23 protein-coding genes are annotated in these 24,725 nt (G+C 68.7%); 13 read left to right on the forward strand and 10 right to left on the reverse strand.

Annotated features, from left to right (window positions below):
• Nucleotides 1–57: 57 nt before the first annotated feature.
• Genes ACWF0M_RS27010 through ACWF0M_RS27020 form a run of 3 tightly spaced genes read right to left on the reverse strand, consistent with a single transcriptional unit; the run spans nt 58 to nt 2,289 of the window.
• Nucleotides 58–1,029, reverse strand: a complete 972-nt coding sequence (locus ACWF0M_RS27010) for a type IV toxin-antitoxin system AbiEi family antitoxin domain-containing protein (RefSeq protein ID WP_452238508.1) — start codon at nt 1,027–1,029, stop codon at nt 58–60.
• Nucleotides 1,030–1,074: 45 nt separating this feature from the next.
• Entirely contained in the window at nt 1,075–1,827 is a 753-nt protein-coding gene (locus tag ACWF0M_RS27015) for a GNAT family N-acetyltransferase (protein ID WP_452238509.1), read from the reverse strand.
• A gap of 12 nt (nt 1,828–1,839) precedes the next feature.
• Nucleotides 1,840–2,289: an HNH endonuclease gene (locus tag ACWF0M_RS27020; RefSeq protein ID WP_452238510.1), complete on the reverse strand. Its 450-nt coding sequence runs from the start codon at nt 2,287–2,289 to the stop codon at nt 1,840–1,842.
• 143 nt (nt 2,290–2,432) lie between these two features.
• On the opposite strand from ACWF0M_RS27020, the gene ACWF0M_RS27025 reads away from it, so the two are divergent.
• The 3 genes from ACWF0M_RS27025 to ACWF0M_RS27035 all read left to right on the forward strand — a co-directional run bounded on the left by ACWF0M_RS27025 (nt 2,433) and on the right by ACWF0M_RS27035 (nt 4,981).
• Nucleotides 2,433–2,840, forward strand: coding sequence for a DUF3151 domain-containing protein (locus ACWF0M_RS27025; protein WP_452238511.1), 408 nt, complete (start codon nt 2,433–2,435; stop codon nt 2,838–2,840).
• Between the two features lie 43 nt (nt 2,841–2,883).
• Entirely contained in the window at nt 2,884–3,621 is a 738-nt protein-coding gene (locus tag ACWF0M_RS27030; protein WP_452238512.1) for a 2-phosphosulfolactate phosphatase, read from the forward strand.
• A gap of 154 nt (nt 3,622–3,775) precedes the next feature.
• A complete protein-coding gene (locus ACWF0M_RS27035) occupies nt 3,776–4,981 on the forward strand; it encodes an MFS transporter (RefSeq protein WP_452238513.1) in 1,206 nt (401 codons plus the stop codon).
• On the opposite strand, the gene ACWF0M_RS27040 is transcribed toward ACWF0M_RS27035, so the two are convergent.
• Nucleotides 4,968–5,786 carry a helix-turn-helix domain-containing protein gene (locus ACWF0M_RS27040; protein ID WP_452238514.1) on the reverse strand — a complete coding sequence of 273 codons (819 nt, stop codon included), beginning with the start codon at nt 5,784–5,786 and terminating at the stop codon, nt 4,968–4,970. The genes ACWF0M_RS27035 and ACWF0M_RS27040 overlap by 14 nt on opposite strands.
• Nucleotides 5,787–5,843: 57 nt before the next feature.
• Here ACWF0M_RS27040 and ACWF0M_RS27045 point away from each other — a divergent pair, with 57 nt between their 5' ends.
• The gene (locus ACWF0M_RS27045; RefSeq protein ID WP_452238515.1) at nt 5,844–6,320 is read left to right on the forward strand and encodes a VOC family protein; all 477 of its coding nucleotides are present in this window, start codon (nt 5,844–5,846) and stop codon (nt 6,318–6,320) included.
• A gap of 266 nt (nt 6,321–6,586) precedes the next feature.
• Nucleotides 6,587–7,867: an adenylosuccinate synthase gene (locus tag ACWF0M_RS27050; protein ID WP_452238516.1), complete on the forward strand. Its 1,281-nt coding sequence runs from the start codon at nt 6,587–6,589 to the stop codon at nt 7,865–7,867.
• A gap of 19 nt (nt 7,868–7,886) precedes the next feature.
• Here the strand turns inward: ACWF0M_RS27050 and ACWF0M_RS27055 are convergent, their stop codons facing one another.
• Together ACWF0M_RS27055 and ACWF0M_RS27060 are read right to left on the reverse strand one after the other, a co-directional pair.
• Complete coding sequence (locus ACWF0M_RS27055; RefSeq protein WP_452238517.1) at nt 7,887–9,707, reverse strand: protein kinase domain-containing protein; 1,821 nt, start codon at nt 9,705–9,707, stop codon at nt 7,887–7,889.
• Nucleotides 9,708–9,811: 104 nt separating this feature from the next.
• Nucleotides 9,812–10,513 (reverse strand): SDR family oxidoreductase, encoded by a 702-nt coding sequence (locus ACWF0M_RS27060; RefSeq protein ID WP_452238518.1) that lies wholly within the window; start codon nt 10,511–10,513, stop codon nt 9,812–9,814.
• 88 nt (nt 10,514–10,601) lie between these two features.
• Between ACWF0M_RS27060 and ACWF0M_RS27065 the strand changes: the two genes are divergently transcribed.
• Together ACWF0M_RS27065 and ACWF0M_RS27070 are read left to right on the forward strand one after the other, a co-directional pair.
• Nucleotides 10,602–11,186 (forward strand): TetR/AcrR family transcriptional regulator, encoded by a 585-nt coding sequence (locus tag ACWF0M_RS27065; RefSeq protein WP_452238519.1) that lies wholly within the window; start codon nt 10,602–10,604, stop codon nt 11,184–11,186.
• Between the two features lie 279 nt (nt 11,187–11,465).
• Entirely contained in the window at nt 11,466–12,653 is a 1,188-nt protein-coding gene (locus ACWF0M_RS27070; protein WP_452238520.1) for an alginate lyase family protein, read from the forward strand.
• Nucleotides 12,654–12,699: 46 nt separating this feature from the next.
• On the opposite strand, the gene ACWF0M_RS27075 is transcribed toward ACWF0M_RS27070, so the two are convergent.
• Nucleotides 12,700–13,500, reverse strand: a complete 801-nt coding sequence (locus ACWF0M_RS27075; protein WP_452238521.1) for a siderophore-interacting protein — start codon at nt 13,498–13,500, stop codon at nt 12,700–12,702.
• 114 nt (nt 13,501–13,614) lie between these two features.
• Here ACWF0M_RS27075 and ACWF0M_RS27080 point away from each other — a divergent pair, with 114 nt between their 5' ends.
• From ACWF0M_RS27080 to ACWF0M_RS27090, 3 genes are read left to right on the forward strand one after another with little or no spacing between them, the layout of a single operon-like run.
• The gene (locus ACWF0M_RS27080) at nt 13,615–14,685 is read left to right on the forward strand and encodes a FecCD family ABC transporter permease (RefSeq protein ID WP_452238522.1); all 1,071 of its coding nucleotides are present in this window, start codon (nt 13,615–13,617) and stop codon (nt 14,683–14,685) included.
• A complete protein-coding gene (locus ACWF0M_RS27085) occupies nt 14,682–15,719 on the forward strand; it encodes a FecCD family ABC transporter permease (RefSeq protein ID WP_452238523.1) in 1,038 nt (345 codons plus the stop codon). Before ACWF0M_RS27080 ends, ACWF0M_RS27085 begins: the two co-directional genes overlap by 4 nt.
• 3 nt (nt 15,720–15,722) lie before the next feature.
• Nucleotides 15,723–16,616 carry an ABC transporter ATP-binding protein gene (locus ACWF0M_RS27090; protein ID WP_452238524.1) on the forward strand — a complete coding sequence of 298 codons (894 nt, stop codon included), beginning with the start codon at nt 15,723–15,725 and terminating at the stop codon, nt 16,614–16,616.
• A gap of 3 nt (nt 16,617–16,619) precedes the next feature.
• On the opposite strand, the gene ACWF0M_RS27095 is transcribed toward ACWF0M_RS27090, so the two are convergent.
• Nucleotides 16,620–17,228: a hypothetical protein gene (locus tag ACWF0M_RS27095; protein WP_452238525.1), complete on the reverse strand. Its 609-nt coding sequence runs from the start codon at nt 17,226–17,228 to the stop codon at nt 16,620–16,622.
• 54 nt (nt 17,229–17,282) lie between these two features.
• Entirely contained in the window at nt 17,283–18,266 is a 984-nt protein-coding gene (locus tag ACWF0M_RS27100) for a helix-turn-helix domain-containing protein (protein WP_452238526.1), read from the reverse strand.
• Between the two features lie 140 nt (nt 18,267–18,406).
• Between ACWF0M_RS27100 and ACWF0M_RS27105 the strand changes: the two genes are divergently transcribed.
• Nucleotides 18,407–22,111, forward strand: a complete 3,705-nt coding sequence (locus tag ACWF0M_RS27105) for a S8 family serine peptidase (protein ID WP_452238527.1) — start codon at nt 18,407–18,409, stop codon at nt 22,109–22,111.
• 72 nt (nt 22,112–22,183) lie between these two features.
• On the opposite strand, the gene ACWF0M_RS27110 is transcribed toward ACWF0M_RS27105, so the two are convergent.
• On the reverse strand, nt 22,184–22,555 hold the full coding sequence (locus tag ACWF0M_RS27110; protein WP_133785989.1) for an FKBP-type peptidyl-prolyl cis-trans isomerase: 372 nt from the start codon (nt 22,553–22,555) through the stop codon (nt 22,184–22,186).
• A 183-nt stretch (nt 22,556–22,738) separates the two neighbouring features.
• On the opposite strand from ACWF0M_RS27110, the gene ACWF0M_RS27115 reads away from it, so the two are divergent.
• Both ACWF0M_RS27115 and ACWF0M_RS27120 read left to right on the forward strand, forming a co-directional pair.
• The gene (locus tag ACWF0M_RS27115; RefSeq protein ID WP_452238528.1) at nt 22,739–23,599 is read left to right on the forward strand and encodes an alpha/beta fold hydrolase; all 861 of its coding nucleotides are present in this window, start codon (nt 22,739–22,741) and stop codon (nt 23,597–23,599) included.
• 11 nt (nt 23,600–23,610) lie between these two features.
• Nucleotides 23,611–24,297 carry a hypothetical protein gene (locus tag ACWF0M_RS27120; protein WP_452238529.1) on the forward strand — a complete coding sequence of 229 codons (687 nt, stop codon included), beginning with the start codon at nt 23,611–23,613 and terminating at the stop codon, nt 24,295–24,297.
• Nucleotides 24,298–24,725 lie beyond the last annotated feature (428 nt).

Here is a 24,725-nt window from a genome sequence, read left to right on the forward strand (position 1 = left end):
GGTCCTCCTGTAGGGGGTCTGCGAAGGACTCACCGCCACTGGCGGTGGGTCCTTCTGTCAGATTCGGGCTAGGTCGAAGTGGCGGATTCCGGTGCGGCGGGCGGCTCGGGTGAACGTGGTTCGGATGCGGTCGGCCACGGTCGGGGGGTCGGCTAGGTCGGTCCAGGAGATCCAGCAGTGCTCGACGGGCTGCGGGCCGTCGGGGTCGGCAGCGGTCGGTTCGGGGAACGGCTCCTCGGTGGACGGCTCGAATTCCTCGCACCAGAAGGGGAAACGGGGTTCGAACTCGACGACGGTGCGCTCGTCGGGGAACCACAGTCCTTCGGCTGCGGAGACGTCGGGATCAGCTGGTTCGGTGCCCGGTGGTGGTGACGGGCTGGGGGCGGGCAGGCCGGCGTCGGCGAGGATGAAGCGCAGGCGGGACTCGGCGATCGAGGCCGATCCGGTGAGTTGGTCGAGGACCCTGGAGGCTCGCTTGGTGCCGTGGTCCAGCAGCGTGACTGCATGGTTCAACGTGCGCCGGTTGACGAGTCCGGCGTACATCGCGGCGTCGGCGAGCACGACTGCGGGCGCGGGTGGCGAGGTCGCGGCCACCTCGGCGATCGCCCGGGCGGGCGAGGTCATGCGCAGTCTGTTCCACAGTTGGAGGCCGGGCCCCACTGGATCACGGATGTGGCGGTGGACGCCGCGGAGCCGGCCGGAGCGACCGTCCGCAGCGGTCACGTGGACGCGGGTCAGGTCGAGACCCCAGACGGGCAGGGCATGCAGGGCCGCGGCCGACTGATGGCTGGCGAACACACCGGGTCCGCCGGCGCGCAGGACGTCGTAGATCCGGCGCAGGTAGAGGACCTCGTCGGTGACGAGCATGAGTGAACGGTGAGCGGCATACGTCCCGCGCCGGATCCGTCGCCAGGAGCCGGCGTGCAGCAGGGAGTCGATATCGGCGTCGGGGTAACCGGAGGCACGGGCGTCGGCCCGGGTGAACACGCCACCCCGGATCGACGCCATCACGGCGAGTTGAGGGTTCATGCCCAAGAATTTGCCGTGATCCGACCCCGTCCGGACCGACGATTTTCAATCTGTGGAGAACTCGTGCCGCACCCAGACGTTCGGTTCGACATAGACCGCGCGATCGGCGACGACGTCACACTCCACCGGAACGAGCGCGCCCGGGACCTCGACAGGCCCGCTGCGATCGAACGGGAGTCCGGTCCAGGAGCGCCATTCTGCAAGGGATCCCGCGATCACCCACGACGCCGGTGCGACGGAGACGATCCGTCCGCCGCCGCGAACGTGGGTGCGCAGCCAAGGATCGAAGGGGAGACCGTCGGGGCGGGTGCGGGAGGCGTAGTCGTCCATCGCGACCAACGGTTCGAGGTGCTTGTGCGTCGGGCGTACGGGGGCATCGAGGGCGCTGAGGCCAAGGTCTGCGGCTGCGTCGCGGAGCGCGGCGAGCAGGAGGGCGGCGACGCCCTCGCCCTGGAAGTCTCGGGCGACGCTGATGTTCAGGGCACAGGCGGTGTCGGGCTGGACGCCGCGGCGGGCGTCGGTGAAGGCACGGACGACCGACTGTTCCCAGCCTCCCGAGGGGAAGTTGCCGCCGGAGAGTTGGACCGCGTGAGCGTCGCCAACGGGTCTGCCTTCGGACGTGGCGATCAGGCAGGTCGTGGCAAAGGTCTCGGCGGTTTGGGCGAAGTACGCCTCGGAGACGCGGTTGTGGCGCATGAAGGCCGGCCAGTCGCCCACGTCGATATCCGCATGGGCGAGGTCCGGACGGTCAGCGACGGCAGTGATCTCCAGGGTGCGCCCGGAGCGCAGTTTGGGCATAAAAAATGCCCGTCATGTGTCTATGACGAGCTCTGCGCGGGTTGGTACCCAGGGTTGCCAGAGGAGGGGCATGTTGGCCTCGGACGGGGTGCGGTTGCCTTTCCGCTCGTTGCAGGAGGCATGGGCGGCCACGGCGTTCAGCCACTCGGTGCGGCCGCCCCTGGATCTGGGTTGGACGTGGTCCATGGTGTCGGCGTTCTCCAGACCGCAGTACGCGCACCGGAACCTGTCCCGTCGCAGGACGCCGTGCTTGCTGTACTTCATCCGGCCGGCCGCGTAGCGCCAGTGCGTCACGACGTACCGGACCAGGCGGAGGACTCGAGGGACCGGGAACGGGCCGATAGTTCGCTCTCCGTGCGACTCTTCCACCACTGCGACCTCCCGCACCAGCATCCGGATGGCGTGCTGGATCGAGACGGTGTGCAGCGGTTCGTACGACGCGTTCAGGACTATGACGCTCATCCGGTGCCTCCTTCCGGCCGTAGCTGGGAACCACGGCGGTTGATGCAGGGTCTCAAGCATCCGTGGCCGTTGGGTGAACGGTCAACGGATTTCGCCAGACGGTCACGTGCCGGTTCGGCTGCGTGATCGGCGAAGATGTGCTTATGGAATTGAACAATCTGCTGTCCGGTCCACCCGAGACACTACTACCGGTCGACCCGGCCGCGGCGGAACTCGCCGACGGGGCCGCTCCGGCGGACGTCGCGGCCAAGTACCCGACGTCGTCCCTGGCCTGGGCGGTGCTCGCCGAAGCGGCACTCGCGGACGGGCGCACGGTCGAGGGGTACGCCTACGCGCGCACCGGCTACCACCGGGCCCTGGACCTGCTCCGTCGGAACGGCTGGAAGGGGCACGGGCCGGTGCCGTGGGAGCACGAGCCGAACCGTGGGTTCCTGCGTGCGCTCGCGGCGCTGGGCAAGGCCGCCGCGCTCATCGAGGAGAAGGATGAGGCCGAGCGCTGCGCCACGTTCCTGCGGGACTCGTCGCCGGCTGCTGCCGACGCTCTGAGCTGAAACCTGCTTGTGGGGTTGGGTGCCCGGCGGAATGATCTGCCGGGTGACCAGCCCTTACGCGCAGGACGGATTCGATGTCGGGTTCGAGTGGGGGCCGGTCGGCGCCGGGGTCGTTGCCGGTGACATCGTCGCAGTCGTCGACGTGCTCTCGTTCACGACGGCGGTGACCGTCGCGGCCGACCTCGGGATGGACGTCTACCCGTACCGATGGCGAGACGAGACGGCAGTCGCGTACGCCGAGAAGTACGGCGCGCAACTGGCCGTCGGCCGTTCCGAGGCAGGCCCTGGTGACGTCAGCCTGTCGCCGCTGTCCATCAGACGAGTGACCGGAATCACCAAGCTCGTGCTGCCGTCGCCGAACGGATCGACGATCGCGAAGCTGCTCAGTGACAGCGGCGCGACGGTGCTCGCGGTGTCGTTGCAGAATCGGCGGGCTGCCGCGGACTGGGTCAAGGAGCACGGTGCCGGCCGCAGGGTGGTTGCGATCGCGGCAGGGGAGCGGTGGAAGGACGGGTCGCTCCGGCCCGCGGTCGAGGATCTCTGGGGAGCCGGCGGGTTCCTGAGTGCGCTCCAGCGCGACGACCTCTCCCCGGAAGCACGAGCGGCGGTGGCGGCGTACGACGCGGTCGCGGACGAGCTGCCTGCGCTGCTGCACGAGTGCGCCGGCGGTCGCGAGCTCACGCAGTACGGCTTCGGTGAGGACGTCGGGGTCGCGGCTGAGGTCGACGGCAGCGACTCTGTGCCGGTGCTCGAGGACGGTACGATGTTCCGGTCAACCTGAACCATCAAGGTTTCTGCCCGTTGACAGTGCCGGTAGGTGGCGAGCGTCCCCGTTGTCTGCCGAACATGGACGGTTCTAGGCGGACGGACAGGCCGGCGAAGCAGGACGCCCACGGTCGGGTCCCCCGCCCCATCGGGCAGCGGAAGGTCTCACCGTGCCGGCTCTCACCGGACGGATCGACGCGCCCACCAACACCTACGCAGCGGTACTGCGTACTCCTGGCGCGTGGAAGTTCTACCTAGCGGCGGCCCCGGCCCGAATCGGGATCGCCATGACCGGCCTCGGCATCGTCTGGCTGGTGCACGGATCGACCGGCTCGTACGCCGCGGCAGGCAGTGTCACAGGGGGTTTCGCCGTCGCCGAGGCGGTCGCCGGGCCGCAGGTCGCCCGGCTGATCGACCGTTTCGGTCAGACCCGGATGCTGCCCGTCACGTTGCTGGCGCATGCGATGACGATGGCGCTGCTCATCGGTCTCACGGTCTCGCACGCCTCTCTGTGGGCACTCGTCGTGGCCGGTGTCCTCGCAGGTGGATCGTTACCGCAGCTGAGCGCGCAGACTGGGGCGCGTTGGTCGTACGCACTCCGGGACACGCCCCTCCTGTCCACAGCGTTTGCACTGGAGGCGTTCAGCGTCGGCGTCGCCTTCATGGTCGGCCCTGGACTGGTCGGCATCGTGAGCTCGTCCAGCAGCCCGGCCATCGGTTCGGTCCTCGCGACCAGTCTCCTGCTGTCCGGCGGCTTCCTGCTGGCAGTGCAGCGGGGTACTGCGCCGCCGCCGAGCAGGTCCGGTCAGCACGAGAGCCCCAAACGCTTGCTGCACAAGCGATTTGTCGGCCTGGTCGGGACCAACGTCGGCATCGGTCTGTTCTTCGGCAGCATGCAGGTCTCCGTCACCGCGTTCGCAGTCTCACGAGGTACGCCGGGACTCGCCGGACCGCTCTACAGCATCACCAGCCTGGTGAGTCTGTTCGCCAGCCTCCTGTACGGCGCGCGGCGCTGGCGGATCGCTCCGGAGACGCAGTTCGTCATCGCCTTCGTCTGGCTGGCCGTGAGCTGTCTGCCCTTGATGGCGGTGGACAGCCCACTGACCGCAGCGTTCGCGCTGGCACTTCCCGGCCTGGCGATCGCACCGTTCCAGACCCTGTCGGCCGTGCTGACCGAGTCGGCCGTCGACTCCGCGGTCCTGACCCAGGCCTTCACCTGGGTGAACTCGGGCGGCGCAGCCGGTATGGCGCTGGGCTCGGCCTTCGCCGGCTGGATCGTTGACGGGCACAGCCCGCAGTACGGGTTCGCGGTAGCACTCGGAGCGGCGCTGATGGCAACAGCGATGGCGGTGACCGTGAAGGTCAGCGGTAGGTGATCTGGCGTTCGGCCGCGGCGCGTGCTGCGTACTCGGCCGGCGTCAGCCCGATCTGCTGCTTGAACTCCTTGGAGAAATGAGCCTGGTCGAAGTAGCCGAGGGATGCGGACAGTTCCGCGAGCTCGGCGACTTCGCCCTGGGCGAGCAGCTCCGCGCCGTCGTGCAGCCGATAGCGCCGCAACACCCACTTCGGACCCACGCCGACGTACCGCCGGAAGAGCCGCTGCAGCGTCCGGATCGGTACGCCGAAGCGCTCGGTGACCTCGTCGACGCGGGCCATCGAGCGGTCCGCGGCCATCGTCGACACGATCTCCCGGACCAGCTTGTACGACGGATCGGGCGGCGCCAGGTGATCGCGCAGGAACGCCTCGAACACAGCACGCCGCCGTACGTCGGACTCGGCCTCGAAGACCAGGTCCGCGAGCCGGTCGCCGTCGGGGAAGACCGCGGTCAGCGGCAGCACCTCGTCGCGGAACGAGCCGACGTCCAGGCCGGTGATCGCGCCGAACCCACCGGCCCAGAACTTCACCCCGAACGCGCGCCCGCGACCGAGCAGCTCGCGCTCGAACTTGCGCGTGCAGACCCCGTTCACGAAGGCGCCGCCCGGCTGCTCGAACGTCACGTTCACCGCCGGAAACGGCAGCACCTCGGCCGTGTACGGCTCGTCGAGATCCCACTCGACGATCCAGTACCACTCCACGAACCGCCCGGCCTCCGGCCCCGCGGCGAGCCGGTTCAGCGAGCGATGCCGGGCCTGCTCGCGGGGATGCAGGATCCCCTTCTCGCTGCTGGTCGGCTCGGTCAACGCGGGCTGTCGCTTTCTTACAAGAACGTTCGGGGCTCAGCAGATTGACTGAGTGGCATGACGACGAACACGGTAAACCCCATCCCCGACAGTTATCACTCGCTGACGCCGTACCTCGCCGTCGCGGACGGGCCGAAGGCGATCGAGTTCTACACATCGGTGTTCGGCGCCGAGGTGATCAGCCGGCAGGACCTGCCGGACGGACGGGTCGCACACGCCGAGCTGAAGTTCGGCAACTCGATGCTGCAGCTGAGTGACGAGATGCCGCAGATCGGGTTGCGCGCGCCGGCCGGCGACTGGGTGCACTCGTCGCTGGTGCACTACGTGCCGGACGTGGACGCGACGTACGCGAAGGCGATCGAGGCGGGCGCGAAGTCCGTGGAAGAGGTGCAGACCTTCCTGACCGGCGACCGGTTCGGCACGGTCATCGACCCGTTCGGGCATCGCTGGGCGATCATGACCCGGGTCGAGGACGTCTCCCGCGAGGAGGCTGAGCGGCGGGTCAACGAGTGGCTGGCGGCCGGCGCGGAGTGAGCACATGAGGAAGCGGCCCGCCGGAACCGTCCCCTGCGGCAGTTTCGGCGGGCCGCTGACTAAGAGTGTGCACGCGATCACGGAAATTGGCAACCCGTCACCTGATGAAACAGGGACTTGAAACGATCGCTTGGTGGTTGTGGACAGGCCCGAAACGAGTGAGCTCCGGTCCGGTAGGCTTTGGTCGCAAGAGCCTGGATGCGTTGCCGGATGAATGTCCGGTGAACGTCTCCGGGCTTCACCGTTTCCAGCACAGGAGGGCTGAGATGCCCGCAATCGTGCTCGTCGGCGCCCAATGGGGCGATGAGGGCAAAGGCAAGGCGACCGATCTGCTCGGCAACACGGGCGAGGTCATCGACTACGTGGTGAAGTTCAACGGCGGTAACAACGCCGGCCACACGGTCGTGATCGGGTCCGAGAAGTACGCGCTGCACCTGCTCCCGAGCGGCATCCTCACACCGGGTGTCACCCCGGTGATCGGCAACGGGGTCGTGGTCGACCTCAGCGTGCTGTTCGAGGAGCTCGACGCGCTGCAGGCCCGGGGGGTCGACACGTCGCGGCTCCTGGTCAGTGCGAGCGCTCACATCATCCCGCCGTACAACCGGACCCTCGACAAGGTCACCGAGCGGTTTCTCGGCAGCCGCCGGATCGGTACGACGGGCCGTGGCATCGGTCCGACGTACGCCGACAAGATGAACCGGATCGGGATCCGGATCCAGGACCTGTACGACGAGAAGATCCTCGAGCAGAAGGTCACCGGTGCGCTGGAGCAGAAGAACCAGCTGCTGGTGAAGGTGTACAACCGGCGCGCGGTCGAGATCCGCGAGGTCCTCGACGAGCTGCTCGGGTACGCCGACCGTCTGAGGCCGATGGTCGCCGACACGAGCCTGCTGCTGAACAAGGCGCTCGACGACGGGAAGACCGTGCTGATGGAGGCCGGTCAGGCCACGCTGCTCGACGTCGACCACGGCACGTACCCGTTCGTCACCTCCTCGAACGCGATCTCCGCCGGCGCCTGCACCGGCACCGGCATCCCGCCGACCCGGATCGACCGTGTGATGGCCGTCGTGAAGGCGTACACCACCCGCGTCGGTGAGGGTCCGTTCCCGACCGAGCTGCTGGATGCGGACGGCGAGTGGCTGCGGCAGCAGGGCTTCGAGTTCGGTACGACGACCGGCCGCCCGCGGCGCTGCGGCTGGTACGACTCGGTGATCGCCCGGTACGCCGCCCGCGTGAACGGCGTCTCCGACTTCGTCCTCACGAAGCTGGACACGCTGACCGGCCGCGACAAGATCCCGGTCTGTGTCGCGTACGACGTGAACGGCGTCCGGCACGACGAGATGCCGATGACCCAGACCGACTTCCACCACGCGATGCCGGTCTACGAAGAGTTCGACGGCTGGTCGGACGACATCACCGGCTGCCGCACGTTCGAGGACCTGCCGAAGGAAGCGCAGACGTACGTCCGCGCGGTCGAGTCCCTCAGCGGCGCCCGGATCTCCGCCATCGGCGTAGGCCCGGAGCGCAGCCAGATCGTCCAGCTCTGAGCCGAGGATCTCCCCGTCGTCAGTTGCCGATGACGGGGAGGTCTCGGATGAACGGTGCGTTGCGCAGGTCGCCGAGTGTTGGACGCTGGATGTTCGGCGTCTGGATCGGGCTGCGTGCCCAGCCGGCGCCTTCGCCCTGCGTGGCGAGGTAGAACGTCACGCCACCGATCGCCACCAGTACGACGGCCATCATGCCGGAGAACCAGTGCGGCCGGAACGTGTTGCGGGCCGCGATGTGCGCACCGCGGCGCAGCGAGCTGCCACCAGGACCCCACCAGCAGCAGAACAGCGCGGTGAGTGCCGCCGTACCGAAGCCGACCGCCGACAGCGGCGGCCACTCGAGCCCGTACGCCGAGGCAGCGACGCCGGTGACGACGCCGCCGACAACAACCGCTGTGAGCAGCGGCAGGATCAGGCACGGCAGCGTGATCAGGCCAGCGGTGGCGAGCTGCACTGGGCTGGCGGCCAGCGCGATGACGCCGTCCGACTTCCCGGCCCGGCCCCGGACCAGACGGCGCCGCATGAGCGCCGTACTCGAGCGGTCCACCGTCCGGGCGAGCACCAGCAGCAGGATCGCCACCACTGCGCCGAGCCCCGGCGTCAGAGCGACCAGTCCGGTCAGCGCAAGCATGAAGCCGACGATGACCGCAGTACGCCGACCTGTCGGTGGAGCCTTGACTGGTTGAGCCGGCTGAGCTGGGACAGGCACCGGCTGAGCAGGCTGCTGATAGGGGACCGGAGGACCACTCTGGTACGGCGCATACGGGTTGTAGCCAGCTGGGGGTGCTTCTGCCACTGGCTTCTTCGCGGCTGCGTCCCGGATCTTGTCCCGGATCGGGGTGAACGCCGACAGCGGCGGAATCACCGGCGGAACCAGCTGCGCCACCTCGGTCGGTGTCGGACCCGTCGGCTCCTCGACCGCAGGCGCCTCCGTCGGCATGAGCCTCGTCACCAACTTGGTCGGCGGTACGGCGGCCACGGTCTGAGCCTCACGCGGCGGGAACGCGTCGCGACCCTCGGCGTACCGGCTGAGGCCGGCCATGATCTCGTCCTGCGTCGGCCGGTCGGCCTTGTTGGGCGCGAGCGCCGCGGCGAGCAGTGACTTCAGACGCGGGTCCAGCCCGTCCAGGTCGGCTTGTCCGGAGTGCACCCGGGCCAGCACGGCCTCGAACGGTCCCTTGCCGAACGGCCGGCGTCCGGTCGCGGCGAACGCCGCAGTGGCCGCCCAGCCCCACCAGTCCGCGGACTGCGACACCATCTCGCCCTCGATGAGCTCAGGTGCCAGGTAGCCCGGCGTACCGATCACCAGTCCGGTCTGGGTGAGTCGCAGGTCGTCGGCGGCCTGGGCGATGCCGAAGTCGATCATCACCGGCTTGCCGTTGCACATCATCACGTTGCCGGGCTTGAGGTCGCGGTGGATCACTCCGGCCGCGTGGATCGCCTGGAGCGACTCGGCGAGGCAGCCGGCCAGTGGGAGCCACTTGCGTGGCGTGAGCGGTCCCCGCTCGTCCACCTGCTCGTCCAACGGCCGGCCGGGAACGAAGCGGGTCACCAGGTACGGCCGCTCGCTCTCCAGGTCGTGGTCGAGGATGCCGGCCACACCGGGGTGGTTCACCTTCTGCAGTGTGGTCGCTTCGCGCTGCAACCGGGCCCGTGCGGTCGGGTCGTGCGCCACGTGCGACCGCAGCACCTTCAGCGCGACCTCTTGGTGCTCGGGCCCCTCGGCCAGGTAAACAACACCCATGCCGCCCTGTCCGAGCCGTCGGATCAACCGGTACGGCCCGACCCGCTCTTCCACCTCCTCTTCGCGGGTGGAAGGCGGCCCCCCTGTCACTGACATGCCTTCTACGGTACGTCGACAGCAGACCAACCCATCCTGATCGGCAGGGTGAAGGTCAGCAGACCTGCGCCGATGGCGTTGGTGAGTGCCTGGCGTCCGTGTTCTCAGCCGGCTAGTTCGGGGTAGACGGCGGTCAGGTCGAGTGACATCGCGGCCTTGGCGCCGCGGGCGGTGTCGTCGGCGAGGACCTCGTACGCGCTGGACTCGATGCCGTCGAGGGCGTGCTTGGCGATGTCCTCGGGGCGGGACTTCGGCGCGGTCACGTCAGCCGTCATGTCGGTGTCGACGTACCCCATGTGCAGGCCCGTGACGCCGATGCCGCGGTCCAGCAGCTCGAGCCGGATCGCGTTCGTCTGCAGCCAGAACGCGGCTTTGGTCGCGGAGTACGCGCCGTGCCGGGCGACCCAGGACAGCGCCGAGTGGGCGTTCAGGAGATGGCCGCCGCCGTTGCGCTCGATGATCGGGACGAACGCGCGGGTGAGCTGGAGCGGGCCGAAGAAGTTCGCTTCGAAGACCGCGCGGACGTCCTCGATCGGGGCGTCGAGGTAGGTGTCCGGCGAGCTCGCACCGGCGTTGTTGATCAGCACAGTGACGTCCGGCGCGGCCGCGGCCAGGGCGTCGATCGAGGCCTGGTCGGTGATCTCGAGCGGCAGCGGTACGACGCGCGGGTCGGTGCTCGGGCGGGGGTTGCGGGCGGTCGCGTAGACCTTGGCCGCGCCGCGGGTGAGCAGGTCGTCGACGATCGCCTTGCCGATCCCGCGCTGTCCGCCGGTGACGAGGACAACGGCGCCTTCGAGTGTGGTCATCTAGAACTCCTCAGTGGAAACCGATCTGTTTCCGCAACAGTAAACCGATCGGTTTCTGATTTCAAATCCAGCCGGTACCCTCGATGACATGAGCACCTCCGCGACTCCCCGTGAGCGGCTGCTGGACGCCGCGGGTGAACTCTTCTACCGCGACGGCGTCAACATCGGCGTGGACGCGCTCTGCAAGGCGGCGGGGGTGTCGAAGAAGTCCATGTACCAGCTGTTCCGGTCGAAGGACGAGCTGATCGCGGAGAGCCTGGCCAGCCGCGGTCCGGCGTACCAGACGATGCTGCACCCGGGCGCCGAGGACGACCGCGCGCCGCGGGAGCGGATCCTCACCGTGTTCGATCGGCAGGACGTCATGGTTGCTGACGGCAACTACCTCGGCTGCCCGTACGTGAGTACGGCGGTGGAGCTGAAGAACCCCGAGCACCCTGGGTCGGTGGTGGCGCGGCACTTCAAGCAGCAGCTCACCGACTTCTTCCACCGCGAGCTGGTGAAGGCCGGCGCGGAGGACCCGTCCACGCTGGCCGTCCAGCTCACGATGATCTTCGACGGTGCGGCCGCCCGTGCGGTCGTCCGCGCCCAGCCGCTCGGCGGCATCGGCGCGATCACCGCCGCCGCCCTCCTCGACGCGGCCGGCATCCACGCCGCCGAGCTCGCCCTCAGCTGAGCCGTTCCAGGCGCAGGTGGCGCTGCGTGGGTGGTGACGGAGGGTAGTGCCGGGGCGGCCATGACTGCGGTTCCGGCGGTCAGGAACTGCCGTCGTTCCATGGGACAGATCCGCACTTTGTTCCACTGAGCTGGGAAAGTCTCCTGTTTTGTTCCGCGGTGAACTTTCTTCCCGCCGAGATGTTGACGCCCTCACCGTCCGTCGTCAAACTTTCGAAAACACCCTGCGCTAGTGGGGGAAGCGCAAGTGTCCACCGCCCCGAAAGACAGGACACCGCCCATGAGAAAGAAACCCCTGGTCCTGGCCGCGGCCTGTGCCGCGCTGGTTGCCGGGACCCTCACCACCCCAGCTGTCGCGTCCTCACAAGCCGTCGACGCGCCGGCCACGTTCACGCATCCGGGTGTCGGGTCGAGTCGGGCTCAGCTCGACTTCGTCCGCGCCAAGGTGCAGGCCGGCGCGCAGCCGTGGACCGACGCCTTCAACCAGGCGAAGAACAGCGCATACGCCTCCCTTTCCCGTACGCCGAAACCACGCGCGGTCGTGGAGTGCGGTCCGTACTCGAACCCGAACTACGGCTGCACCGACGAACGTGAGGACGCCATCGCGGCGTACACCGACGCACTGCTCTGGTACCTCACCCGCGACGACCGCTATGCGCAGAAGTCCATCCAACTGATGGATGCGTGGTCGGCGACCATCCAGGACCACACCAACAGCAACGCGCCCTTGCAGACAGCGTGGTCCGCGTCCTCGTGGCCGAAGGCCGCGGAGATCATCAAGCACGTGTACGGCAACTGGCCGAACTCCGGCCGCTTCGCCACCATGCTCCGCAACGTCTACGTCCCGGAGATCATCAACGGCTCGAACTCCAACGGGAACTGGGAGTTGAGCATGACCGAGGCGCTGCAGGGCATCGGGGTGTTCCTCGAGGACAAGGCGATCTACGACAAGGCGATAGCGCTCTACCGGCTGCGCGTACCGGCGTACGTGTATCTGGAGTCCGACGGCGCGCTGCCGAAGACCGTGCCGAGTCAGAACCTCAATACCCGCGACAAGATCGTCAGCTACTGGCAGGGCCAGGGGACGTTCGTGACAGGCTTGACTCAGGAGACCTGCCGCGACTTCACCCACACCGGCTACGGCATCTCGTCGATCTCGCACGTGCTGGAGACGGCGCGGATCCAGGGCATCGACATGTACCCCGAGTTCGGTGAGCGGCTCCGTCAGGCGCTCGGGTTCCAGTCCAAGTGGGAACGCAACCTGGAGCCGGTGCCGTCGTGGCTTTGCAACGGCACGCTGAACCGCGGGCTCGGTCCGATCACCGAGGTCGGTTACAACGCGCTGCACACCCGCCTGGGAATCGCGATGGCGAACACCCAGGCACTGACCGAGTCCCGCCGGCCGGCGGGCTCCAACAACCTGTTCGTCGCGTGGGAGACGCTGACCCACGCAGAGAACCCGTCCTAGCAGAACTTCCGGGAGGGCCGGAACTCTGCCCTCCGGCTCTCCCGGTTCAGCAGTGCGCCTCGCCGCGTTTCCAGTAGCCCTGGAACGAGATCGCGGACTTCGGCATCCCGACCGCGTTCACGAGGTGACGACGTACCTCTTTGATCATCGACGACTCCCCGGCGACCCAGGCGTAGTCAGGGTCGAACGGGAGCTGAGCTGACTTCACAGCATCCAGCAGCGAGTCCTCCGTGACCCAGGTGACGTCACGTGACAGGGGGCGAATGTCCGCAGCATCCGGTACGGCGACGAACACCGTGGTCTGTACTGCGGCCGGCAGCTCCTCGAGGATCCCGGCCAGTGCCGGCAACGCTGTCTCGTCCGCTACGAAGATCCGGCGCACACTGGTCGCCGGCGGGACGTAGTCGACGCCGGAATGCAGCAGACCCTTCGTGCTGGTCGTGTCGACCGCGAACGGCAGGAGCAGCCCCACCTGGTCGCCCAGCTCGGCTTCACTGACCCAGGCGGACGCAGGTCCGTTGACCCCGTGCAGGACGAACTCGACATCCAGCTCGGCCAACTCCGGCCGAAGCGCTCGCACGGTGTAGGTGCGCATGATGAATCGCTCGTCGACCGGTTGGGCGCACCACTCGGCGTACCACTCGGGTCCGGACGGCAGTCTGATCGCACTGCCGTTGGGCGGGGTGAGCAGGATCTTGATGCGCTGGTCCGGCCCGGCGGTGACCGCCTCCGCGATCCGCGGTGCGACGAAGGTCACTCGGCGCAGGTGCGGGCTGAGGTCGTCAACGGCCGCCACGGTGGCAAGGAGCGAGTCGAACACGATCGGTCGCTCGAGCACAGTCGTCATGCTGTGGTTTCTCCATCAACTCGACAGGGGAGCCTCAGGTGCGAACCCGAGGACGGCCGGGTTATGGTGAGGCATCTAGAGGTTAGCCTTACCTAAGAGGATCCCGAAAGTCCAATGCCCCCGCCTCATGCCGTGGTCGCCGCCGGCCCGGAGACCGCCGCCCCGTCGCGTCCGCGCCGTCGGACCCGGCGGACCACGCTCGTCTTCGGGCTCGCCGGTTGCGTCGTCCTGCTGGTCCTCGTGTCGCTGCTCAGCATCGCGATCGGGTCCAAGCAGATCCCGTTGTCCACGGTGATCGATGCCCTGCGCCACTACAACGAGTCCGACACCGATCACGTGATCGTCCGGTCACTGCGTGTGCCGCGGACGCTGATCGGTCTGATGGTCGGCGCCGCGCTCGGTCTGTCCGGGGCCCTGATGCAGGGCGTGACCCGGAACCCGCTGGCCGATCCGGGCATCCTCGGCGTGAACGGAGGCGCCGCACTGTTCGTTGTCGGGGGCATCTACTGGTTCGGGTTGTCGTCGTTGACGTCGTACGTCTGGCTGGCCTTTCTCGGCGCTGCCGCGGCGTCGGTCGCCGTGTACATGCTCGGTTCTCTCGGGCGCGAAGGTGCTACGCCGGTCAAGCTCGCGCTCGCCGGTGCGGCGCTGACCGCGATGCTCGGGTCGCTGACGACCGCCTTGCTGATCGGTGACGTCGACACGTTCGACCAGTTCCGGTTCTGGTCGGTGGGATCGTTCGCCGGCCGCGGTCCCGACATCGCGAAACAGGTGGCGCCGTTCATCCTGGTCGGGATCGTGCTGGCCTTGTTCTGCGGGCGCGTGCTGAACGCGTTGTCGCTGGGGGATGACGTGGCCAAGTCACTCGGTCAGCGGGTGGGGCTCGCCCGCGCCTTCGTCGCTGTGGTCGTCGTGCTGCTCTGTGGTGCGGCGACCGCGGCCGCGGGGCCGATCGGGTTCATCGGGTTGACCATCCCGCACGTGGCGCGGCTGGTGACCGGCCCGGACTACCGTTGGATCCTGCCGTATTCGATGCTGCTCGCACCGATCCTGCTGCTCGGGTCCGACGTGATCGGACGCGTCGTCGCGCTCCCCGGCGAACTGCAGGTCGGCGTCGTGACCGCGGTCCTGGGCGCCCCGTTCTTCATCATTCTGGTACGCCGCCGGAAGCTGGCCGACCTGTGACGGCCGAAGCGGTCCATGTCATCGCCAGGGCGCGCGCTGTCCGTCAGGCTCGTTCGCTCGTTGTCATCGCCGGCCTCGCTGTCGTGGTGTTCGCGATCTTCTGCGTCTCGTTGTCGCTGGGTGATTTCAAGATCCCGGTGGTCGACGTGGTGAAGACCCTGTTCGGCGGTGGCGATCGGGCGACCGAGTTCATCGTCAACCAGCTGCGGTTGCCCAGGGCACTGACCGGGCTGCTGGTCGGTACGGCGCTGGGCCTGTCGGGCGCGATCTTCCAGAGCATCGCGCGCAACCCGCTGGCCAGCCCGGACATCATCGGCGTGACGTACGGCGCCAGCGCGTTCGCCGTGTTCGCGATCGTCACCCTCGGGCTCACCGGGGTCGCGGTGTCGGCGTCCGCGATCGTCGGCGCGGTGCTGACCGCGTTCCTCATGTACGTGCTCGCGTGGCGGCAGGGGGTGTCGAGTTACCGGCTGATCCTGATCGGGATCGGCATCGGCGCGATCGCCATCAGCATCACGTCGTACCTGCTCACCAAGGCTCGGGTGGAGATCGCGCAGCAGGCGCTGATCTGGTTGACCGGGAGTCTGAACGGGCGGGACTGGTCGAACGTACGATCGCTGGCGATCACGTTCGTCGTCCTGCTGCCGTTGATGGTGTTCCTGGTGCGGCAGCTGCGGATCCTGCAACTCGGCGACGAGACGGCGTACGGGCTGGGGTTGCGGGTCGAGGTGGCGCGGCTCGGGTTGATCGTGGTCGCCGTACTGCTCGCTGCGATGGCGACGGCGGCGGCCGGGCCGATCGGGTTCGTGGCGTTCGTCGCGCCACCGATCGCTCGCCGGCTGACCCGGTCGCCGGGGCCCGCGATGATCACGTCCGGCTTGCTCGGGGCGCTCGTGGTCGGGCTGTCGGACCTCGTCGCGCAGCACGCGTTCGGAGAGACGCAGTTGCCGGTCGGAGTGGTGACCGGTGTGGTCGGAGCGCCGTACCTGATGTTCCTGCTGGCGCGGGCCAACCGTGTCGGGAGTGGTGGCTGAAAGATGGAGAACCCTGTGGAACACAGCTTGGCGGCCGACGGTCTCGCGGTCGGGTACGACCAGCGGGAGATCATCCACGACCTGTCGGTGCGGATCCCGACCGGGAAGATCACGGTCATCGTCGGCGCCAACGCCTGCGGCAAGTCGACGCTGCTGAAGACGCTGGCGCGATTGCTGAAGCCGTCGCGCGGGACGGTGCTGCTGGACGGGAAGAGCATCCAGCAGATCCCGACGCGGGAGGTGGCGACCAAGCTCGGCCTGCTGCCGCAGTCGCCGACCGCGCCGGAAGGGATCACGGTCGCGGACCTGGTCGGGCGCGGGCGGTACCCACGGACGCGGTGGATCCGGCAGTGGTCGCGTTCCGACGACGAGGCGGTTGCGGAGGCGATGACCTCGACCGATGTGCTGTCGATCGCGGACCGGCCGATCGACGAATTGTCCGGTGGTCAGCGGCAGCGGGTGTGGATCGCGATGGCGCTGGCGCAGGAGACCGACATCCTGTTGCTGGACGAGCCGACGACGTTCCTCGACCTGACGCACCAGTTCGAGGTGCTCGATCTGCTGGTCGACCTGAACAAGTCCGAGGACCGGACGATCGTGCTGGTGCTGCACGACCTGAACCAGGCCTGCCGGTTCGGCGACCACCTGATCGCGATGAAGGACGGCGCAATCGTTGCCGAGGGCAACCCGTCGCAGGTGATCACCGAGGAGGTCGTCCAGGACGTCTTCGGCCTGGCCGTCAAGGTCGTCCCGGACCCGGTAGCAGGCACCCCGATGGTCGTCCCGATCGGCCGCCACACGACCGTCCAGGACACCGCACCCGCCACCAGCCCCGCAGCCGCGGCCCTAGCCGCCAGCGCCGCCGCCAACGGAGTCTGCCGCCCGGCCGACCGCTGAGGTTCATCCACACGAACCTGATGGAAGCTTTGCGCCGCCCGGGCGACGCTTAGACGCTTGATAGACGAGTAGGCCGGCGACGAGGGCGCCGAGAGTGCCTAGGGTCAGGTCGCCGAGGGTGTCGGTGTAGGCGGTTTGGAGTTCGGGCGAGTTGCGGACGAAGGTCACGTACTCACCCACCTCCCAGACGACCGCGGCGGTGCTGCCGAAGCCGAGAGCCGTGAAGATGGTGAGGGCGCGGGAGAGGTCGCGGGGTGCGAACGCCAGCAGTACGCCGGCGGTGAGGAAGGCCCACAGGACGAAGTGCATCGCGTCGTCCCACCAGCTGACCGTGTCGAACAGGTTGAGCCGGTTGCCGACCAGGTCGATCAACCAGGGCAGGGTCATCAGCAGATCCGCGGGCCAAGGGAAGGTGCGGTGCAGCTTGCTCCGCGTTCGTCCGTAGGCCCACCACCACAGCGGCAGGATCATCCCGCCGAGCGGGTACACGATCAGGCGGGCGGTCGACGCCTTTCCCTTGATGCCGCTGAGGTCCGGCCAGATCAGGGCCGACAGCAACAACCCGAGGAGCAGGATCTTCGCGAGCAGAGCGCCGTACCGTGTCACTCTCATACCACCAGTCAATCGGCCCGCCGGGTACGGCGGATGAGTACAACTACCCGATCATCAGACGCCCAGCCAGCCGCGGCGGGAGGCTTCGTGGCCCAGTTGGAAGCGGGTCACGACCTGGGCCCGGTCCATGAGCTGGCTGACGCGACGCTGGACGGTGCGCAGCGACATACCGAGCTGGCCGCCGATGGCGTGGTCGGTGAGGCCGGCGAGCAGCAGGGTGAGGATGCGGGCGTCGATGTCGTCGAGGCGTTCGGCCGCGCGCTCGGTGGTGCCGTCGGCGGTCGGTAGCACCTCGTTGGCGGTCGCCCAGACCAGGTTGAACAGATGCAGTAGCGCGTCAAGCAGCCCGGACGGATGGACGAGCAGCGCACCGCCGGGGGCGTTCGCCGCAGTGGGGGCCAAGGGCAACAATGCGAGCGAACGGTCGGCGATGATGAGGCGGAGCGGAAGATCGCCGGTGACCCGGATCAGCTCGCCGGCCTTGAGCGACGCGGCCACCAGGTCGACGAACCCGGGCTTGGCGAACGCCGCCCGCTCCACGACCACCCGGTAGGTGACGCCGCGAGCCAGCGCCGCGTCCTCGTCCACGTTCTCGTCTGCGGACACCACCGCGACCGACGCCTTCACCAGCGCCAGCACTTCCTCCGAGGCACCGCGCTGCATCTGACCGAACCGCTGCGCGACGGCTTGGGTGCCGCGGACCACCTCGATCACGTCGGTGTCGGAGCGATCCGCCATTACACCCCGGTACTGTTCCGCGAGCCGCCCGAGCTCGAGTTGCGCGCGCCGGATCTCCTCCTGGCGTTGCACGATCAGCGAGCCGAGTGCGAGCGTCGGCGGGGACGCGACGAAATGGCCCGGCATCGCGGTCGACCGCGCCACCAGGCCCTTCTCCTCGAGTCCGTCGAGGGCAGCGGCGACGTCGGCGACCTCGACCTCCATCGCGGCGGCCAAGGTCTCCAGCGACTCCGACGGCAGCGCGATCAGCCGCCGGTAGGCGCCTTCCTCGATCGCATCCAATCCCAGCACGTCGAGCATCGTGCGCTCCTTCGAGGGCCCTTCGGTGAGGTACGGCGTGGCGGACACCTGTCATGCCGCAATCCCGCCATTGAGCAGTCTACGGCGGCATGGCATGTTCATGCCATCTGTTTCGCAGATCCCCGAGGAAGGGTCCGCCCATGTCCCGATCCGCCCGCGCCGTCGCCGGTGGGCTCGCCGTACTCGTGGCCCTCGCCGCGGTCACGACGACCCCATCGCAGGCCGACGGCGTCGCCGTACCTGATGCCGCACCACCCACCCAGTCCACCCACCGCGTCACGCTGCTCACCGGCGACGTGGTCACCCTGACCGAGACCGCGGGCGGGCCGCCGACGGCTGCCGTCGAGCAGGCGGCCGGCAATGCCGGAGGTGTCCAGATCCAGCAGGTCGGCGACGACCTGCACGTCGTACCGGACGTCGCGCTGCCGTACCTCGCCGCGGGCCGTCTCGACCCCGAACTCTTCAACGTCACGTCCCTGGTCGCCCAGGGGTACGACGACGCGTCGGTCAAGTCGATCCCGCTGATCGTGCAGTACCGCCCGGGCCTGCGCGCCGCCGCGGCGACCCCGCAGCACGCCGACCGTGGCGTCACGCTGGAGAGCATCGGCGGTCTCGGCCTGTCCGCGCACAAGGCGGAGGCCTCCGAGTTCTGGTCCGGCATCACCGCTAGCGCCGCTAGCACTTCTAGCACCGCTAGGTCCACGATCCCGGGCCAGTTCGGCGCGGGGATCCAGAAGGTGTTCCTCGACGGGAAGGTCGAGGCCAGCCTCGCCGAGAGCGTCGCCCAGATCGGCGCGCCGGACGCCTGGGCGCAGGGCCTCGACGGCACCGGTACGACGGTCGCCGTCCTCGACACCGGCATCGACCAGACCCACCCCGACGTAGCGGGGCGGATCGCCGAGACCAAGAGCTTCGTCCCGGGGGAGACCACCGACGACGTCAACGGTCACGGCACCCACGTCGCCTCCACAGTCGCCGGTACCGGCGCCGCGTCGAACGGCGTCGAGAAGGGCGTCGCGCCGGCCGCGCAACTCGCAATCGGCAAGGTGCTCAACGACAGCGGCTCCGGCGCCGAGTCCTGGATCATCGACGGGATGGAGTGGGCCGCGCACCGCGCCAAGGTGGTCAGCATGAGCCTCGGCAGCACCGAGGCCAGCGACGGTACCGACCCGATGGCGCTCGCGGTCGATGAGCTGAGCGCCGAGACCGGTGCCCTGTTCGTGATTGCCGCAGGCAACTATGGCCGAGTCGGCGGGATCGGCTCGCCGGGTGCGGCGGCGTCCGCGCTCACGGTCGGCGCGGTGGACAAGAACGATGAGCGTGCGTACTTCCAGGACATGGGTCCGCGCCTCGGCGACGCCACGGTGAAGCCGGAGATCGTGGCGCCGGGCGTCGACGTTTTGGCGGCCCGCGCAGCGAAGTCGTCGGGCACGGGGTACTACAAGTCGCTCAGCGGTACGTCGATGGCGACGCCGCACGTGGCCGGTGCCGCGGCACTGCTCGTCCAGAAGCACCCCGACTGGACGGGTGAGCAGGTCAAGGCCGCACTGGTCAGCACCGCGAAGCCGCTCGCCGGCGAGACGGCGTACCAGGTCGGCGGCGGTCGGCTCGACGTACCGGCGGCTGCGTTCGGGAACATCAACGCGACCGCGACCCGGGACTTCGGCCTCCACACCTGGCCGCACGGTGACGACGCGCCGGTCGAGCGCACCATCACCTACACGAACCTCGGCGACACCCCGGCCTCGCTCGACCTGTCGGCGGACGTAACCAGCGACGCTACGACGCCTGCGCCGGCCGGACTGTTCACGCTCGGCTCGACCCAGGTCACCGTGCCCGCGAACGGGACTGCTTCGGTCACCGTCACCGCGACGCCGAACCTTGCCACGCCGGGGCTGACCTACTCGGGCACCGTCATCGCCAAGCAGGACGGCAAGCAGATCGCGCAGACCGCGGTCGGCCTGGTCATGGAAGGTGAGCGGTACGACCTCAACGTGCACGCGACCGGGCGTGACGGCAAGCCGGCGGGCGGGTTCCTGACGCTGTACAAGTACGGCGACCAGTTCGTCAGCACGCTCGAGATCGACCCCGCCACCGGGACCGTCTCCAAGCAGCGCCTCGAGCCCGGCGTGTACGCGGCGTACTCCTGGCTGCCGGTAGACGGGCAGGAAGGCGTCGCGCTGGTCGGCAACCCGCACCTCGTGATCGGCAAGAACACCGACCTCGAGCTGGACGCGCGGAAGGCGAACCCGATCACGCTCAGCGCGCCGCTGCCCGGTGAGGACGTCTATCGCCGGTCCGGCTGGTACCACGACTCCGGGATCGGTGGCGACTACGCGACCTTCCTCACCCAGTACGTGCCGACGCCGGTCGTCACCAAGGTGTACGCCGCCCCGACCGGTGCGGTGGCCGGTGGCGTGTACGACTTCTCGTCCCGCTGGCGCCGTACGTCACCGCTCGTGTCGATGACCGTCGACGACAAGCAGCTGCACCCGTTGCTGCAGCGCGGCTCGAAGCGCTGGGACGGCAAGGCGACGTTGACGGCCGCGTACGTCGGTGCGGGTGCGGCTGCGGACTATGTGGGCAAGGACGTTCGCGGGAAGGCCGTATTCGTGACGGCCAGCGCTGCGGTCACGCCGAGCGCGCGGGCGACGGCTGCTCGCGATGCCGGAGCTCGGGTGCTCGTCGTCGTGAACAACGGTGCGGGCAAGTACTACAACCTCGCCGGTGGGACCGATCTGCCCGTGTACTCGCTGACGGCTGCCGAGGGTGAGCCGTTGGTTGCGCGGATCGGTGCCGGGGGCAACGTTCGGCTGCGGGTGATGGGTACCGAGGCGCCGCCGTACCTGTATGACCTGGTGAAGGCCTACACCGGTGCGCTGCCGGCGGACCTGCGGTACGCGCCGCGGTCCGGGGAGCTGGCCACGGTCGTCAACCGGTTCGTCGGGCCGACCGGTGAGCTCGCGTTCGAGAGTCGCGCCGACTGCCGGATCGGGTTCTGGCCGCCGTGTCTGCAGGTGACCGAGCCGATCCACCTCGGGACCCAGCGGATCGACTACGTGTCCACGCAAGCGGGCACGGACTGGTACGAGCAGACGAACCACCCGCGGGGCTGGGAGCAGCGCGGCGAGCGGCACACGTACGAGCCGCGGTCGCTGCAGACGAACTCGTGGTTCGCTCCGGCCGCTCGTCCGCGGGTCGGTTCGGGGTACTGGAACCCGCGCCGCAGTGGTGACTTCTTCGCGGTGAACGTGCCGACGACGAGCAGCGGCGACCAGGGTGTCACCGGGTCGATGTCGGACGACGAGTCGACGGTGGAGACACGGCTGTTCCAGAACGGGACGCTGGTCCGGAAGGGCTCGTTCCAGGCGGTGCAGACCGGCGTACCGGCGACGTCCGGATGGGTGAACTACCGGTTCGAGATGGACACCGCCCGGCCGGAGGTGTGGGGCCTCGGGACGAAGACGACGAGCGCGTGGGACTTCCGGGCGCAGACGACCGAGGCGAGCGACTGGGTCTACCTGCCGCTGATCCAGCTCGACTACCACCTGGCGACGGACCTGAACGGCGCGTACGCGGGTGGCAGCCGGCAGCGCATCGGGCTGTCCGCGTTCCAGTTCGCCGGCGTCGAGGGCGGCGGCAAGGTCAACGGCGCGACGCTGGAGATCTCGTACGACGACGGCGCCAGCTGGCACGCCGCTCCGCTCTCGCGGACCGGTGCCGAGTGGTCGTCTGCTGTACGGCTGCCGAAGGGGCCGTCGTACCTCTCGCTGCGGGCGACGGCGACCGACGACGCAGGGAACAAGGTCAGCCAGGAAGTGATTCGGGCGGCCGCGATCCGGTGATGGAATGAGACAGCCGGCAGTGACCCAGGAGGTCGCTGCCGGCTGTTGCCGTGCAGATGTCGCGCAGTGTGCTCAGCTGACGCTGATCAGGTCCACGACGAAGATCAGGGTCTCACCCGGCTTGATCGCGCCGCCCGCGCCGCGGTCGCCGTACCCGAGGTGCGGCGGGATGACGAGCTTGCGGCGGCCGCCGACCTTCATGCCCTGGACACCGGTGTCCCAGCCCTGGATGACCTGGCCCACGCCGAGCTGGAACGCCAGCGGGGCGCCGCGGTTGTACGACGCGTCGAACTCCTCGCCGGTGGAGTGGGCAACGCCCACGTAGTGCACGTTCACCCGGGAACCGGCCTTGGCCTCGTCGCCCTCGCCCACGGTGATGTCGGTGATCTCCAGATCCGCCGGCGGCGGTCCATCCGGAAAGTCGATCTCTGGCTTCTCAGTCATGTCACCAGCTAACCAGACCGGTTCAGGACATGTCTCCCGACCCCACGCCTACTGCGGGGCACTCGGCACGGCACCTCGCCGCACCGAGCACCTCCTCGCTACGGCGTGGGGTCGGGAGACATGCCCTAGGCTCTCGGTCAGGAGGCCGACCAATGGGGGTGGGCCGGACCTGAGGGGGCTGTGATGCCGGAACCTGTGACGCAGACGCTCGACGTGCCGGGAGCGACGCTGACGTACGACGTTCGCGGTGACCTGGCGCAGCGGCCGGTGCTGTTGATGATCGGCTCGCCGATGGGTGCCAGCGGATTCCCGACCCTGGCCTCGCATTTCGAGGACCGCACCGTGGTGACCTACGACCCGCGCGGCGTCGAGCGCAGCGTCCGGACCGGCTCGGTCACTGAGCTGTCGCCGGACGAGCATGCGGCCGATCTCGCCGCGCTCATCGAGCACCTGGACGCCGGGCCGGTGGACATCTTCGCCAGCAGCGGCGGCGCGGTGAACGCGCTGGCCCTGACCGCTCGTCGCCCTGACCTCATCAACACGCTGGTCGCGCACGAGCCGCCGCTGGCCGGAATCCTCCCGGACAGCGAGGCTGCGTTGGCCGCGGTCGCGGATATGTACGAGACGTACCAGCGCGACGGACTCGGACCCGGGATGGCGAAGTTCATCACGCTGGTCATGTACGACGGTGAGATCCCGGCCGACTACACGCAGCAGCCCGCGCCGAATCCGGCGATGTTCGGCCTGCCGGTGGACGACGACGGTTCCCGCGACGACGCTCTCCTCGGCCAGAACCTGCGCGGCTGTACGTCGTACCAGCCGGACTTCGATGCCCTGGGCAAGGCGGCGGACCGGATCGTCATCGGGGTCGGCGAGGAATCGGGGAACGCACTCGCCGGTCGTGGGGGGAAAGCGGTGGCCGAGCGGCTCGGTCTGACGCCGGTCGTGTTCCCGAGCGGGCACGGGGGTTTCCTCGGCAACGAGTACGGGCAGCCGGGCAAGCCGGTCGAATTCGCCGCCACGCTGCGCGAGGTACTCGGCTAGAGTAACGCTCTGTGATCAAAGCGCTCGTTCTAGTGGTCAGCCTGCTGACCCCTGTGCCTGCACCGGAAACGTATGCGCAGTACTCCTTGATGTTCGAGAAGGCCGCCGGCCAGTACTACGCCGGCGGCACCGCGGCCGGCCAATGGGCGTGGACCCCGCTGAACGCGACCGAGTCCGACATCTCCTGGGGCGACCCGAAGACCTGGCCGCCTTCGTCTGCGGAGCACTTCATCCACGACGGCGACTGGGTCCTCCTCGACGGCTACAACGACGGCCCGGGTCGCCCGCTCACCCAGATCCAACGCGTGACGAGCGAGAAGTTCGGCGACGCCAACTGCAACAACATGCAGCCCATCCCGCCCAGCGCCGGCCGCCAGCACTACGTCAAATGGGTCATCCCCGAAACCGGCTACTGCCTCGACGCCACCGGAACCATCAAGGCCCCCAACGGCTCCACCACCGTCAACTTCCGCCACCTCCAGAAGTGGCTCCCGTCCCACCCCTGCAACAACCCGTACTACTCGAACCAAACCTGCATCACCCAGTACGAACAGTGGTGGGACGACAACCAACACCCCTACGCCCTCCAACTAGCCCGCACAGTCGAGATCGCCCGCGGCCTAGGCATGTCCTTCACCAACCGAACCACAGTCCCCCTCCCCTGGAACGCAGACGCCCGCTACTACTGGCACTACTGAGAGCTGAAGCGAGTGCGCTGCGTCTACGCCCGGCAGAAGCAGCGTGCTGCGTCTACGCCCGGCAGAGGCGCAGGATGTCGACGCGGCCGTAGCCGGGGATCGGGCAGCAGGCCTAGGCCGGGACGTGGACCTCTCCGGGCTTCTCGATGCCGGACGCGGCGAGCACCGCCGTACGCCGCCGACGCCGAGCGGTGGCCGCACGCGTGTGACCGGTTCGCCCGGTTCGGCGACGCCCACAACGCGTCGTTCCCAACCCGCAATGTCCCAAGGGACGAACGGTCCCGCCGGCCAACGTCATCACACCCGGTCCGCCAGCGCGCCGACCGAGCCGCGGTACGCCCGCGGTTCACCGGCCCGATCGTCGACGCAACTGCCCGTCAGCGCTCACTCGCACTACACCGACAGGCAACCGCTCAGCCCAGCGCAAC

It is taken from the genome of Kribbella sp. NPDC055110 (genome assembly GCF_053607525.1).